The organism is Achromobacter sp. ACM03, from assembly GCF_014851665.1.
GTDB classification, from domain to species: Bacteria; Pseudomonadota; Gammaproteobacteria; order Burkholderiales; family Burkholderiaceae_B; genus Achromobacter; species Achromobacter aegrifaciens.
This window is the reverse complement of sequence record NZ_JACVAD010000002.1, coordinates 678,860-693,740: the sequence shown is the minus strand read 5'-3', so window position 1 is coordinate 693,740 and position 14,881 is coordinate 678,860. Positions and strand designations below refer to the sequence as shown.

Sequence of the window (14,881 nt, the reverse complement as noted above, 5' to 3'; positions counted from 1 at the left end):
GCCAGGCGGGATTTCCTGACGATTTCCTTTAACATACCGCGCAAAAACCACGACATTCGCCCATGCCCCGTCCGAATCTGACCAACGCCGAAACCCTGTGCCAGATCGCCAAGCTGGGCAGCTTCCGCGCTGCGGCCGAACGGCTGCACACTTCCCAACCCGCCGTCTCGGCGCGCATGAAAGAGCTGGAGCAGTCGCTGGGCTTTCCGCTCTTCGAAAAGCGCGGCCGCCGGCTGGAACTGACGGTGCCCGCGCGCCGTTTCGTCGAACGCGTGGAACCGCTGCTGCTGGCGGTGGAAGACGCCTTCACCGACGCGGAGGCCGTCAACAACGCGGCCGGCACGGTGCGCATCGGCATGGGCGAGATTTCCATGACCTGGTTTTCACGCGTGGTGCCCGAGCTGCGCCGCGCCCTGCCGCGCGTTTCCTACGAGATCGAGCTGGACCTGGCGATCAAGCTGCAGGAGCACCTGACGTCCGGCGCGCTGGACATTGCCATCATGGCCAATCATCTGCGCGACGACCAGTTCATCTGCGAATCGCTGGGCACGACCCGCATGTCGTGGATGGTCTCGTCCCGGCTGCTCAGCGACGCGGAAGGCAAGCCCCGCAGCATGCAATCGCTACTGCAAACCGAGCCGCTGTGGTGCGTATCGCGTCCGTCGGGCTTCTTTGGCCCGGCGCAGGACGAGTTGCGCGACATGGGTGCCAACCTGGACAACATCTGCAGCTGCAATCGCCTGAACAGCCTGATCGAAGTCGTCGAGGCGGGCGGCGGCATCGCGCAGTTGCCGGAAATGATGGTGGCCGAACAAGTTCGCGCCGGCACCCTGGTGCTGGTGGACCCGGCGCTGACGCCGCTGACGCTGGAGTTCACCATCGCCATCCACCGCAACCAGGGCCAGTCCGTCGTCCATCAGGTCGCCGAAGCCCTAGCCCGGCTGGGCAAGGCGGCTACCGGCCACGCCTGAGAACTCGCGGCCGCGTTCAGGCGTCGAGCAGCGCGCGCTTCTGCACCTTGCCGCTGGCGTTGCGCGGCAGCTCAGCCATGAACTGCACGTGCTCGGGCACCTTGAAGTACGCCAGCCGCCCGGCGCAATAGGTCTTGATGGCATCCGCATCCGCCTGGTGCCCTGCGTGCAGCACGACGAAAGCCTTGACCGACTGGTCGCGCACCGGATCGGGTATGCCCACCACGGCCACGTCGCGCACGGCCGGATGCCCCATCAGGGCCTCTTCCACTTCCGCGGCCGAGATATTCTCGCCGGCCCGCTTGATCACTTCTTTCTTGCGGCCGAAGAAAAAGAAGTTGCCCTTGGCGTCCTGGTAGCCGAGATCCCCCGTGTGCAGCCAGCCGCCCTCGAACACGGCCTGCGTCGCAGCCGGGTCGCGGTAGTAGCCCAGGGTCAGCGTGCGCCCAGGACGTCCGCGCACCACGATCTCGCCCACTGCGCCTACGGCGACTGGCCGGTTGTCGTCGTCGACCACGAACACTTCGCGGTCGGGCGTGGCGCGCCCGATGGACGGATAGGCGGACGGCGAGGCATGCGGCTGCAAGGTGATGTAGAGCATGGTCTCCGACTGCCCATAGCCATTGCGCAGCGGGATGCGGAAACGCTCGATGAACGCCGCGATCTCGGCTTCCGAAATATTGATGGCATAGCCCGCATACCGCACCTGATGCGCCGTATCGAAAGGCGTGGGCGGCTGGTTCAACAAGGTTCGGCACAGCATGCCGGACAGGCTGCAGATCGTGATGCGGTGTTCGATGAGCTGGCGCAGGTAGCGCGTGGCGCTATAGCGTTCCCCGATCACCGCGGTGGCGCCCGCGGTCAGGCAGGACAGCACGGTTTCCTGGCAGTTGGCGTGGAACAGCGGCTTGTTGTTGAACACGCGGTCAGCGCGGCCAATGCCGCTGTTGGCTGCGCCCGCCTGGCCACACCAGAGCAGATTGGCGTGGGTGAGCATCACGCCCTTGGGCCGCGCCGACGTGCCCGAGGTGTACAGGATCTGGGCAAGGTCGTCGCTGCACAGCTCGGGAGCCCGGTAATCCGCGGATTCCGCAGCCAGCGCACCGCTCAATCCTTCCTGCCCCAGGCTGCCGCGCGCCACCGGCACGATATCCGGCGCCTGGTCCATCCCGGCGCACACTTCGCGAACCAGCGCTTCATGCGCAGGCTCGACCAGCGCCAGCGCGGGCTGGCAATGCTCAAGCTGATAGGCCACTTCCGGCGCAGTGAGATGGATGTTGCCCGCCACGATGACGGCGCCCGCCAGCATCAGGCCCATCCACAGCGGCACGTACTCCGCCGTGTTGCCCATGAATACGAATACGCGGTCGCCCGGCTTCACGCCGCGCGCCTGCAAGCCCGCGGCAAATGCGCGGGCCGCTTCGCGTAATTGGATGAAACTCAACTGGCTGATGTCGCCGTTGTGGTACTCATGCACGATCGCCAGCTTATGCCCGTGGCACAGCGCCTGTTCATCGAGCAAATCCGTGATCCCGCGGTTTCCTGCAGCGTCCATCCAGCCTCCGGCTATTCTGATTTTTCAAGGGCGCGCCGGCTCCTTGCCGCCGCGCCCATGGGTAGGAAAATCAGTATAGGTAGCGGAATTTCGCCGCACTAGCTAAACGTTTTTATGCATATCCATCAAGGTTTTTCATGCCTGCCGGCATGGCCGAATGATTGATGGAATTTATGCGTTTCCATCAAAACGTTTGCTTAGTCGACAGCGGCTGGAAAACCTATACTCCGTTTGAAAGAGGCCACGCAGCAGAGGCGCCGGCCAGACCAAGAAGAATGCAAAACCGGAGGAGCTGCCGTGCAAGAGGCATCGATCAAGGACCAGGTTTCGGCCGAGGAATGGGCAGTGCGCGTGGATCTCGCCGCGGCCTACAACCTGGCTGTCGAAATGCGCATGACCGACCACATCTATACGCATATCTCGGCCCGGGTTCCCGGCGCCCAGCCGCACTTCCTGATCAATGCCTACGGCCTGATGTTCAACGAGATCACCGCGTCCAACCTGGTCAAGGTGGACATCGACGGCGGCATCCTGCTGGACCAGACCGGCCTGGGCATCAACCCCGCCGGCTTCGTCATCCATAGCGCCATCCATCGCGTCCGCCACGACGCGGCCTGCGTCATGCATACGCATACCGCGGCCGGCATCGCGGTGTCCGCGCAAGAGGCTGGCCTGCTCATGATTTCGCAGCATGCCATGCGCTTTCACAACCGCATCGGCTATCACGACTACGAAGGCGTCGCGCTCGACATGGACGAGCAGCAGCGCCTGATCGCCGATCTCGGCTCCCACAGCGCGATGATCCTGCGCAACCACGGCCTGCTGGTCTGCGGCGCCAGCGTGCCGGACGCCTTCGACGCCATGTTCTATCTGGAGCGCGCCTGCCAGGCGCAGGTCGCGGCGCTGGCCGGCGGCCTGCCGCTGGTTGTGCCCGGAGCCGAAGTTGCCGAGAAGGTCGGCCGCCAGTTCGACCGTCTGGACCGCCCGTCCCGCCACAAGCACTGGCCCCCCCTGCTCCGGCTGCTGCAACGCATCCGGCCCGAATACCAGGAATAGCGGCAACCGCGCCGCCATCCCGGCGGCCCTTTTTTTCGCAGAGTAGAAATGAAAGATGCTCATCAATGCCGCGTCGCGGTATATGGTGCGGGCGCGATCGGCTGTCTGCTCGCCGCGCGCCTGGCCCAGGCAGGCTGCGAGGTGACCATGATCGCCCGCGGAAAGACGCTGGCCGCCTTGCGCCAGCACGGCGTCGGCTTGACGGTCGACGGCGTCACGCGCCACTACCCGGTGCGCGCCACCGACGAACCGCGCCAGGTGCGCGACGCGGACTACCTTATTCTTGCGGTCAAGCAACAGGCGCTGGACGATATCTCCGCGCACCTGGCGCCGATGCTCGCGCCGCAGGGCGCCGTGGTGCCAGCCGTAAACGGCATCCCCTGGTGGTATCTGCCCACGCTGGCCAGCCCGCTGGGCGACACGCCGCTGCAATCGGTGGATGGCCGCGGCGCCCTCAGGCGAGCGCTGCCTTTGGAGCGGGTGCTGGGCGCCGTGGTGTACATCGCGGCGAACGCCACCGCGCCTGGCATCGCGGCCCAGAACGCCCGCAACAATCTCATCCTCGGCGAACCGGACGGCTCCATGTCTGCGCGGGCCAATCGGCTCGCCGGGCTGTTGCAAGCTTCAGGCCTGCAATGCGAGGTCAGCGGCGACATCCACCAAGCCGTCTGGATCAAGGCGATGGGCAACGCCACCTTCAATCCCTTGAGCGTGCTGGCCCGCGCCACCATGGAAGCCATGGTCCAGGATCCATATCTCGGAAAACTGGCGCGCGCCATGCTCGGCGAGTACCTGGCGCTGGGCCAGGCGCTCGGGCTCGAGCTGCCGGTCACCGTGGAACAACGCATGCAGGCAGCCGCCAGCGCCGGCGCCGCCCAGACCTCGATGCTGCAGGACGCGCTGCAAGGCAAGCCGCTGGAAACCGACGCCCTGGTCGGCGCCATGATCGAGATCGCAGCAAAGCTGAACCTGGACATGCCCCACGCCAACACGGTCTGGGGCTTGATCCGGCACCGGAGCCTCAGCGCAGGCTCCATCTGAACGCCACACCTAGAAAACCACAGGAGACAAACTCATGAAATGGCTATCGCATTGCCTGGCCGCAACCCTGATCTGCACGGGCGCAGCCGCCCACGCCCAGGACTATCCCAACAAGCCCATCAACATCGTGGTGCCCTTCACGCCCGGCGGCGTCACGGACGTGATGACCCGACAGGTCGCGGCCAAGCTGCAGGCAGATCTGGGCCAGCCGGTGGTGGTGGTCAACAAGCCCGGCGCCGGCACCATGATCGCCTCGGCCTACGTGGCCAAGGCGCCGGCCGACGGCTACACGCTGTTGATGGCGGCATCGTCCCTGGGCATCGCTCCCAGCCTGTACAAGAACACCGCGAACTACGACCCGGTCAAGGACTTCCAGCCCGTTTCACTCATCGCCAGCGTGCCGCACGTACTGGTGACGGGCAAGCAGGTGCAGGCGTCCAGCGTCAAGGAACTGATCGCCGCGCTCAAGAAGGACGGCAAGTCGGCGACCTTCGCCTCTTCCGGCAACGGCACGTCCAACCACCTGGAGGGCGAGCTGTTCGCCGCGCTGACCGGTCTGAAGATGACCCACATCCCCTACAAGGGCAGCGTTCCGGCGTTGACCTCCCTGGCTGGCGGCGAAGTCGACATGCTGTTCGTGGACATCGCGGCCGCCCAGCCTTTCCTCGATAGCGGCAAGGTACGGCCGCTCGCCGTCACCACCAAGACGCGGTCCTCGGTGCTGCCCGACCTGCCCACGGTCGAGGAGTCCGGCCTGCCCGGCTACGACGCCATGCCCTGGCTGGGCATTGTGGCCCCGGCCGGCACGCCGTCCGCGGTCGTCGAAAGGCTGCAGGCATCCCTGCAGAAGATGAAGACGGCGCCCGACGTGCAGGAGCAGTTCAAGAAAATGGGCCTGGACGCCCTGTTCACCAAGCCGGGCGATTTCGGCGCCTTCATCGTCAGCGACAGCGCCAAATGGGCCGAGCTGATCAAGAAGTCCGGCGCAACCGCCGAGTAGGCCGCAACCCAACCCCCCACGCCACTCCTGGAAGGACCCTTACATGCATCGCGATACCCCGGCTCCGGCAACACCGTTCGGCAACGACCTGTGGGAGGCCACGCTCAAGCGCGCGCTGGCCAGCGCCAACATCCCCACCTTGCTCATGGTGCTGGTGCACCTGACGGGCGACACGCAATGGCTGTCCGAGCGCTACCAGTGCTCGCGCATTCGCGGCCTGGAAGACAACGACCCAGGCGGGTTGCCGGACGCCGTGCAGGAAGAGATCCGCGAGGCCGCGTACTCGGCCATCCTGCTGACCCGCCGCGGCCAGCAGCCCAAGCTGCCGGCGCCTGCGCATGAACAGCTGGTCGCCATGCTGCGCACCAGCATCGGGGAAGATGTTCCCGACTCGTACGGCCCCATGATCGCCGCCTGGCTGGGCCTGGACCCGGACTTCGCGCTGGAGCAACACGATGCGTTCCAGGTGCCGCAAGGCTATCGGGTGCTGGTCATCGGCGCCGGCGTGGCAGGCCTGTGCGCCGCGATCCGCCTGCAAGGCGCGGGCATTCCGTATGTGGTGATCGAGAAGAACGCCGAAGTCGGCGGCACCTGGTACGAGAACCGCTACCCTGGCGCGGGCGTGGACACCCCTAACCACATCTACTCGTACTCGTTCGCCAAGCACGACTGGTCCCGCTACTTCGCCCTGCAAGGCGAGATCCAGGGCTATTTCGAAAGCGTCGCCGACCAGCATTGCGTGCGCCCCAACATCCGCTTCAACACGCGCGTGGAGTCCGCCCGCTACGACGAAGACGCGCTGTGCTGGAACATACGCACGGTCGGGCAGGACGGCCAGGTCCAGGACTATGTGGCGGACATCCTCATTAGCGCGGTGGGCCTGCTGAACGTGCCCAAGCTGCCCCCCATACCCGGCCTGGAGAGTTTCAAGGGCCCCTGCTTCCATACGGCCAACTGGCCGGAAGGCCTGGACCTGCGCGGCAAGAACGTGGGCATCATCGGCAACGGCGCCAGCTCCATGCAGGTCGTTCCCGCAATCGCCGACCAGGTCCGCTCCCTGACCGTGTTCCAGCGCTCCAAGCAATGGGCCGCGCCCTTCGAGAAATTCCAGAAGCCGGTGCCGGAGGACGTCCGCTTCCTGCTGCGCGAGGTGCCGTACTACCAGGAGTGGTATCGCCAACGGCTAGCCTGGATCTTCAACGACCGCGTCCACGCCACGCTGCAGATCGATCCGCAATGGCCGCACCCCGAGCGCGCCATCAATCAGATCAACGACAGGCACCGCGAACACTTCACCAGCTACATCAAGGCGGAACTCGGCGACCGCCAGGACCTGCTGCCGGACGTTCTGCCCGACTACCCTCCCTTCGGCAAACGCATGCTGATGGACAACGGCTGGTTCCGAACCATGGCCCGGGACCACGTCGAACTGGTCACGGGCGGCATCGCCCGGGTCACGGAAAACGCGGTGGTGAGCGACAACGGCCGGGCGCACGAACTGGACGTGCTGGTGGTCGCCACCGGTTTCGACGCGATCCACCTGTTGTCCTCGTTCAAGCTCTATGGCCGCGGCGGGCGCTCGATCCGCGAAGCCTGGGACGAAAAAGGGGCCGAGGCCTTCATGGGCGTCGCGGCGCCGGGCTTCCCCAACCTGTTCATCCTGGCCGGTCCCAATACCGCCCTGGGCCACGGCGGTAGCGTCGTCGCCCTGCTGGAGACGCAGGTGCGCTATGTCATGGGACTGTTGCAGCAAGGTCTGGACAAAGCCGGCGGACGCTTCGAGATCGAAGTCCGCAAGGATCGGCACGACGCCTATAACGCCCGCGTCCAGGCCGCCCATGACCGCATGATCTGGACCCACAAGGGCATGAGCAACTGGTACCGAAATGCGCATGGCAAGGTAGTGGCGCCCACCCCCTTCCGCAACGACGACTACTGGCACATGCTGCGCAAGACGGACATGGGCGACTACCACTACCGTCCGGCGTCCGGCGCAACCGATACCGAGTCGGCCGCCGCTACCCGCGTCGAGATTGCCTGAATGCCGCACCCGCAGAAGAAGCGCTGCCTGGTACTGGGCTGCGGCGGCGTGACCGGGCTGGCCTGGGAGATCGGCGTCCTGGCGGGCCTGGCGCGCCAGGGCGTCGACCTCACCGCGGCGGACCTGTTCATCGGTTGCTCCGCAGGCTCCGTCGCCGGCGCGCAGCTGGCGCTGGGCGTCCCGCCCATGCAGCTGCTGGCGACGCAACTGGGAGGGACGGGCGCCGAACAATATCGTCCGTACTCGCAACAGGCCGCGGACGAAGAGAACCGCGAGCTGTACGGCAAAGTGGGCGCGGACCTGCAGCAAGCGCGGCAGCGCATCGGCGCCTATGCGCGGCGTTCGGCCACGCCCACACTGGCGGAACGCCGCGCCATCATCGCCGCCCGTCTGGGCGCAAGCGACTGGCCTTCCCGTCCATTGCTGGTGGTCGCGGTCGACACGACCACCGGCGAAGGGCGCAGTTTCAGCGCCGCCGACCAGGTCGATTTCGTCGATGCCATCGCCGCCAGCTGCGCCGTGCCGGGCGCCTGGCCGGCCGTGCCCATCGGCGGCGCGACCTACATGGACGGCGGCATCCGCTCCATGAGCAATGCCGATATGGCGGCCGGCTATCAGCAGGTCGTGGTGCTGGCGCCGCTGGGTTATCGGGAAGGGAATCCGGTCAGCGGCCATCTGCGGCGCGAACTGCAGGCCCTGCGCGACGCCGGCAGCCAGGTCCATGCCGTGCTGCCGGACGCGACCAGCGAACAGGCCATCGGCGACAACGTGCTGGACCCGGCGCGCCGCGCCGACGCCGCCGAGGCCGGGCTGCGCCAGGCATCGGCGCTTGCGCAAACCCTGCGGCAAGCGTGGCGCTGAGCCTGTCCCGCATTCCGCCCAGCGCTGTTCCCGTCAGGAAAGCGGTCTGCCCACTTTCATGAATGTGGCAGGTATCGACATACCGCCAGCACCCTAGACTCCCCGTTCAAGCCCGGCCGCCGCGCGGCCTGGCCCCACCACGAACGCGGAGTTGATCATGAACGCATCACCGGCTGGCCTCAGACCCGCCGACTTCTTTTCCCCCACCGTCGCCGCCCTGATCTCGGTGCTGGTGAACTACGGCGGCACCTTCGTGCTGGTGTTCCAGGCGGCGGAGCTGGCCAGGCTGACTCCTGCCCAGACCGCGTCCTGGGTATGGGCGGTTTCCATCGGCGTCGGCATCACCGGCACACTGTTGAGCTGGCGCTACAAGGCACCCGTCATTACGGCCTGGTCCACGCCCGGCGTGGCGTTTCTGGCGACCGTGATGCCCTTCACGCCCTACGGCGAGGTCATCGGCGCGTACGTCCTGTCGGCGCTGGGCTTCGTCGTGCTCGGCCTGTCCGGCGCGTTCGAGAAGCTGGTGCGCATGATTCCGGGCGGCATTGCCGCCGGCCTGCTGGCCGGCATCCTGCTGCAATTCGGCGTCAATGCCTTCGGCGGGGCCAGCGCCGATCCACTGCTGGTAATCGTGCTGGTCATCTCCTATGCGCTGCTCAAGCGCTATACCTCGCGCTTTGCGGTGGTCGGCATTCTGGTCATCGGCCTTGCGCTGCTCATCGCGCAAGGCCGCATCGACTTCTCGGCAGTCCACCTCAGCCTCGCAGCGCCGGTCTTCGAAATGCCGCAGTTCTCGCTGCAGGCCTTGCTGGGCGTCGCCCTGCCGCTCTTCATCATCACGCTGACGGGGCAATACATGCCCGGCATGCTGGTGCTGCGCAACGACGGCTATCAGACCAGCGCGAACCCGATCCTCACCGTGACGGGCCTGGGTTCGCTCCTCATGGCGCCCTTCGGCGCGCACGCCTTTAACGTGGCGGCGATCACCGCCGCGATCTGCACCGGCCGGGATGCGCATCCGGATCCCGCCAAACGCTACCTCGCGGGCCTGGCCTGCGGCGTGTTCTACATCCTGGTGGGCACCTTCGGCGTCACGCTGGCGACCTTGTTCATGGTGCTGCCCAAGGCATTCATCACCACGCTGGCCGGCCTTGCCTTGCTGGGTGCGATCGGCGGCAGCCTGGCCAATGCGATGGCCGACGCCCGCACCCGGGAGACCGCGCTCATCACCTTTCTGGCCACCGCCTCCAACGTCACCCTGCTGGGCGTGGGCGGCGCGTTCTGGGGGCTGGTCGCCGGCCTGACCGCGCACCTGCTCATCCATGGCGGCCAGCGGGCGCTGGCCGCCAATTCCTGACCTCTTCATCTCCATACGTCCATCGAAACAGGAACCACCGTGACGAACCCCAACCTTCCCGACAGCCTCGCACTGCCTTGCGTCAGCGCCCTGCCCTTGGCGCAGGCCGACCCCGGCATCTGGGGCGCCATCGACGCCGAACGGCGCCGGCAGAGGCACTCGATAGAACTCATCGCTTCCGAAAACTTCGTCAGCCGCGCGGTGCTGGAAGTCCAGGGCTCCGTGCTGACGAACAAGTACGCAGAGGGCTACCCTGGCCGCCGCTACTATGGCGGCTGCGTCAACGTGGACGTGACCGAGGAGATCGCCATCGAGCGCGCCACGCGTCTGTTCGGCGCCCGCTACGCCAACGTACAGCCCCACTCGGGCAGCCAGGCCAACCAGGCGGTCTACCTGGCGCTGCTGGCCCCCGGCGACAAGATCCTGGGCCTGGACCTGAGGGCGGGCGGACACCTGACCCATGGCTCCAAGGTCAACATGTCGGGACGCTGGCTGCAGGCGCTGAGCTACAGCGTCGATCCGGCTACGCATCGGGTGGACATGGACGAGGTCGAGCGCATCGCGCGGCAGGAAAGACCCAAGCTCATCATCGCCGGCGGCTCGGCCTACTCGCGCACGTTGGACTTCGCGCGTTTTCGCGCCATTGCCGATGAGACGGGCGCGATCTTCATGGCGGACATGGCGCATTTCGCCGGCCTGGCCGCGGCCGGCGCGTATCCCTCGCCGGTGCCGCATGCGCACGTCACGACCACCACCACCCACAAGACCTTGCGCGGCCCGCGCGGGGGCATGATCCTGACCGATGACGCCGAACTCGCCCGCAAGATCGATTCGGCCGTATTCCCGGGCCTGCAGGGCGGTCCGCTGATGCACATCATCGCCGCCAAGGCCGTGGCCCTGGGCGAAGCGCTGCAGCCCGCCTTCCGCACCTACGCCCACGCCGTGGTCGAGAATGCGCGCGTCCTGTGCCGCCGGCTGGCCGAAGGCGGCCTGTCCATCGTGTCGGGCGGCACCGACTGCCATCTGGGCGTGGTCGATCTGCGACCCTGGGGACTGGCCGGTAATACGGCGGAGCAAGCGCTGGAACAGGTTGGCATCACCTTGAACAAGAACGCCGTCCCCAACGACCCCGCCAAGCCGGCCGTTACCTCCGGCATACGCGTGGGCAGCGCCGCCTGCACGTCGCGCGGCATGGGACCCGCCGAATTCCAGGAAATCGGCGACATGATCCTGGCCTTGCTGGGCGGCTTGCGCGCCGGGGCCGTCGACGCCCGCACGGAAAGCGCCATCCGCGAAGGCGTGGCCGGGCTGGCCAGGCGCTTCCCGCTGCCGTACTGAAGCGCCCTAGCGCTTCAACGCATTCGACAGCCGCAGCACCGCGGCGTCGATCTCGTAGGCCGTCAGCGAGGCATAGCCCAGCAGCCAGCCCTGCTGCTTGTGATCGCCCGCATAGAGCCGGCTCAGTCCAGGCAGCCGAAGGCCCGCGGCCTCGGCTTGGCGGATGGTCTGCTCCTCGGACCATCCGCGCTCAAGCAGGCATGGGATCTGCAACCCGCCGGGAGGCCTGTAGGCCTGAACGACGCCGTCCAGCTGCTTGCCCAGCGACTCCAGCAACACCTGCCGCCGTCCCGCGTACAGCTTGCGCATGGATCGCACGTGCGAGTTGTAATGGCCGTCGTCCATGAAGCGCGCCAGCGTCAGCTGCAGGATCTGCGGCGTATGCCCGTCCATGATGCTGCGCGCACGGGCAAAGGCATCGACCAGGCCGGGCGGCAGCGCCATATATCCCATCCTGAGACCCGGATAAAGCGTCTTGCTGAACGTACCCAGGTAGAGCGTGCGCTGGTGCATGTCCAGCCCCTGCACGCAGGCCGTAGGCAGGCCGTCGTAGTGGAATTCGCTGTCGTAGTCGTCTTCGATGATCCATTTGCCGTGCTCCGCCGCCCAGCCGATCAGATCCAGCCTGCGCTCAAGCGATAGCGTCACGCCGGTGGGGTATTGGTGCGACGGCGTCACGTACACGCAGTTGGCGCCGCTGCGGTCCGCGCGCAGCAGGTCCGTGCGTATGCCCTGCGCGTCGACGTCGATGGGCACGATCCGCGCTTCCGCGGATTCGAAGGCCTTGCGGGCGCCGAAGTAGCCGGGGTTTTCCATCAGAATGGGCTTGCCGGCGTCCGTCAGCAATTGCGCGCATAGAAACAGGGCCTGGCGGGTGCTGCTCAACACCAGCACCTGCTCAGGCAAGACCTTGGCCCCGCGCTCCAGGTTCAGGTAGGCGGCGATGGCGCGGCGCAAGGGCTCGGCGCCCTGCGGGTCGCCATGCAGCAGCACATGGCTGCGGTAGTCCTTCAAGACCTGGCGCTGCAGCCGTTCCCAGACGTCGGTGGGAAAGCTGCGGGTTTCCGGCAGGCCCGTGGCGAACGCCTTGATGGCCTGCTGGTCCGCGACCCCGCCGCTGTCCAGGATCATGCGCCCGCGCCGGCTCAGGCCTGCCCCCGGCGGTAGTGCGCCCAGCTTGTTATCCAGCTTCGCGCGCCTACGCGCGGCGCCGCGCAGTTCGGTGCTCACGGTCTGCGACACGTAGCTGCCCGAGCCCTCGCGCCGCACGATGTAGCCGTCGCGGTGCAAATGCACATAGGCATTCTCCACCGTATCTCGCGCCACCCCCAGCGACTTGGCCAGTCCGCGGGTGGCGGGCAGCCTGAGGCCAGGCCCCAGCGCACCGTCGAGGATCAGGGCGCGCAGCGCCCGCTGAATTCTCTGATGCAGCTCCAGGCGCTGGAGCTCCGCATCGTTCATGCGCATCCTCAGCGTATCCAGCTCGAAGGTCTTAGGCATGTGGTCTGCTCACAAGAAGAAAACTGGCCTGTCCGGGCCGGCCATTCTATCCGTAGACTCACCCGATCGCCACGGCAACCGCGGGCGTAACCATGCAGGAGCCCGCGCCAGGCGGGGCAGAATCGGAAAATATGGCAAGGTCATACAACTTCAGCGCTGGTCCGGCCGCGCTGCCGCTGGAAGTGCTGCAGGAGGCGCACGAAGAGTTCTTCGATTTCGCGGGCACCGGCATGTCGGTAATGGAAATCAGCCATCGCTCGCGCGTGTTCATCGATATCGCACGCCAGGCGGAATCGGACCTGCGGGCCATCCTGCAGATCCCCGACCGCTACAAGGTGCTGTTCCTGCAAGGTGGTGCTTCATTGCAGTTCTCGCAGGTGCCGATGAACCTGCTGCGCGGCAAGGCGTCGGCGGATTACCTTCACACGGGGCTCTGGTCCGGCAAGGCCATCGATGCGGCCCGGCGCTACTGCAAGGTCCGCGTCGCGGCCAGCAGCGAGGCATCGGGCTTCGACCGCATTCCTGCGCCCGGCGAATGGCAGCTCGACGCCGATGCGGCCTATCTGCACTACACGGAGAACGAGACGGTGCATGGCGTGCAGTTCTCCGCCGCGCCGGACGCGTCCGTCCCGCTGGTGTGCGATGCCTGCTCCAGCCTGCTGTCCAAGCCCATCGACGTGTCCCGGCACGGTCTGATCTACGCCGCGGCGCAGAAAAACATGGGGCCCGCCGGCGTCACGGTCGTGGTGGTGGACGAAGCCCTGCTGGACGGCGCGCTGCCCATCACGCCCGACGTGCTGAACTATGCGCACGCGGCGCGGGCGGACTCGATGCTCAACACGCCCGCCACCTTCTCCTGGTATCTGACCGGACTGACGCTGCGTTGGATCCGCCGGACCGGCGGCGTGGAACGCATCCATCAGGCCAACCAGGCCAAGGCCGGGCTGCTGTACCACGCCATCGACGCCAGCGACGGCTTCTACTTCAACAAGGTCCGGCCGGAATTCCGGTCCATCAACAACGTGCCGTTCTTCCTGGCCGATTCCGCCCTGGAGCCCTTGTTTCTGCGCCAGGCCGAGAGCGCCGGGCTCATGGGGTTGAAAGGACACGCCCACACCGGCGGCATCCGAGCCAGTCTGTACAACGCGGTGGAGCTGCCCGCTGCGGCCGCGCTGGCCGATTTCATGACAGACTTCCAGCGCACGCGAGGCTGAAGCCGGCGCGACGGCCCTAAGAAAGCACGGGGAGACCAGCATGGATTTCAGGCAGCTCAGGCAGTTCGTGGTTCTGGCCACGGAATTGAACTATCGCAAGGCGGCCGCCCGGCTGCACATGACCCAGCCTCCGCTCAGCGTCGCAATCAAACGGCTCGAAACCGAGATTGGTGCAGACCTCTTCGAACGGGACCGCCTGGGCGTGCGCCTCACGGTCGCCGGCGGCGCCTTTCTGCGCGAAGCGAAGCGCCTGCTGGAAGGCGCCGATGCCGCGCTGCAGACTGCACGCGATGCGGCCGAAGGACGTATGGGCGCGCTGCGGGTATGCGCGGTGCCCAGCGCCGCGTTGAACCTGCTGCCGCGCATCCTGCCCGAGTTTACGCAGCGCTTTCCGCACATACGCCTGCGACTGACCAGCGGCAGCACCGTCGGCATCCTGGCAGGATTGCAGCGCGGCGAGCTGGACGCGGCATTCCTGGTGCCGCCCGCGTCCGGGGTGCCGGGCATCGCAATCACGGGCTTGCAGCGCGAACGGCTGGCGCTGGCCGTGCCTGCGGGCCATCGGGTGGCAGGCATGAAAAGCGCCAGGCTCTCGGACCTGTCGGATGAAACGCTGGTGACCCTGGCGCACTCCGACAGCCCCGGGTTCGCGGGAGAGATCGTCGCGGCCTGCCAGCGCGCGGGGTTTCATCCCCGGGTTCTGCAGGAATCGTCCCACGCCCTCATCAGCCTGCCGCTCATCGCCGCGGGCCTGGGGGTCGCCATCGTGCCGGCGGCGCTGCGCCGGATCGCCATCGACAACGTGGCATATGTGGACCTCATGGACGTGGAGGGCGCGCCCCTGACCTACGCCATGGCGTTGGCAGCGCCCGCCCAGTCCATGAATCCGGCAGTCCGCTGGTTCATCGACACGGCGCGCGAGGTGCTGGGCGCGCAAGCCGCCTGAC

The 14,881-nt window shown here is 66.8% G+C and carries 12 protein-coding genes; 10 read left to right on the top strand and 2 right to left on the bottom strand.

What is annotated here, in order from left to right:
* Positions 1-62: 62 nt before the first annotated feature.
* Complete coding sequence (locus IB257_RS11470; protein WP_054452101.1) at positions 63-971, top strand: LysR family transcriptional regulator; 909 nt, start codon at positions 63-65, stop codon at positions 969-971.
* A 16-nt stretch (positions 972-987) separates the two neighbouring features.
* Here IB257_RS11470 and IB257_RS11465 read toward each other — a convergent pair whose 3' ends face one another.
* Positions 988-2,526, bottom strand: a complete 1,539-nt coding sequence (locus tag IB257_RS11465; RefSeq protein WP_192492333.1) for a class I adenylate-forming enzyme family protein — start codon at positions 2,524-2,526, stop codon at positions 988-990.
* Between the two features lie 297 nt (positions 2,527-2,823).
* Here IB257_RS11465 and IB257_RS11460 point away from each other — a divergent pair, with 297 nt between their 5' ends.
* The 7 genes from IB257_RS11460 (at position 2,824) to IB257_RS11430 (ending at position 11,220) form a co-directional block, all read left to right on the top strand.
* Complete coding sequence (locus IB257_RS11460) at positions 2,824-3,582, top strand: class II aldolase/adducin family protein (protein WP_054452103.1); 759 nt, start codon at positions 2,824-2,826, stop codon at positions 3,580-3,582.
* A 48-nt stretch (positions 3,583-3,630) separates the two neighbouring features.
* Complete coding sequence (locus IB257_RS11455) at positions 3,631-4,623, top strand: ketopantoate reductase family protein (protein ID WP_192492332.1); 993 nt, start codon at positions 3,631-3,633, stop codon at positions 4,621-4,623.
* Positions 4,624-4,657: 34 nt separating this feature from the next.
* Positions 4,658-5,623, top strand: a complete 966-nt coding sequence (locus IB257_RS11450; protein ID WP_054452105.1) for a tripartite tricarboxylate transporter substrate binding protein — start codon at positions 4,658-4,660, stop codon at positions 5,621-5,623.
* Between the two features lie 43 nt (positions 5,624-5,666).
* Positions 5,667-7,664 carry an NAD(P)/FAD-dependent oxidoreductase gene (locus IB257_RS11445; RefSeq protein ID WP_192492331.1) on the top strand — a complete coding sequence of 666 codons (1,998 nt, stop codon included), beginning with the start codon at positions 5,667-5,669 and terminating at the stop codon, positions 7,662-7,664.
* Complete coding sequence (locus tag IB257_RS11440; RefSeq protein ID WP_192492330.1) at positions 7,665-8,525, top strand: patatin-like phospholipase family protein; 861 nt, start codon at positions 7,665-7,667, stop codon at positions 8,523-8,525.
* Between the two features lie 157 nt (positions 8,526-8,682).
* A complete protein-coding gene (locus tag IB257_RS11435) occupies positions 8,683-9,882 on the top strand; it encodes a benzoate/H(+) symporter BenE family transporter (protein WP_192492329.1) in 1,200 nt (399 codons plus the stop codon).
* 39 nt (positions 9,883-9,921) lie between these two features.
* Positions 9,922-11,220, top strand: coding sequence for a serine hydroxymethyltransferase (locus IB257_RS11430; protein WP_166738380.1), 1,299 nt, complete (start codon positions 9,922-9,924; stop codon positions 11,218-11,220).
* Positions 11,221-11,226: 6 nt separating this feature from the next.
* On the opposite strand, the gene IB257_RS11425 is transcribed toward IB257_RS11430, so the two are convergent.
* Positions 11,227-12,720: a PLP-dependent aminotransferase family protein gene (locus IB257_RS11425; protein ID WP_192353872.1), complete on the bottom strand. Its 1,494-nt coding sequence runs from the start codon at positions 12,718-12,720 to the stop codon at positions 11,227-11,229.
* 131 nt (positions 12,721-12,851) lie between these two features.
* On the opposite strand from IB257_RS11425, the gene serC reads away from it, so the two are divergent.
* Positions 12,852-13,934 carry a 3-phosphoserine/phosphohydroxythreonine transaminase gene (serC, locus tag IB257_RS11420; protein ID WP_192492328.1) on the top strand — a complete coding sequence of 361 codons (1,083 nt, stop codon included), beginning with the start codon at positions 12,852-12,854 and terminating at the stop codon, positions 13,932-13,934.
* A 40-nt stretch (positions 13,935-13,974) separates the two neighbouring features.
* Positions 13,975-14,880 (top strand): LysR family transcriptional regulator, encoded by a 906-nt coding sequence (locus tag IB257_RS11415; protein ID WP_192329442.1) that lies wholly within the window; start codon positions 13,975-13,977, stop codon positions 14,878-14,880.
* Position 14,881 lies beyond the last annotated feature (1 nt).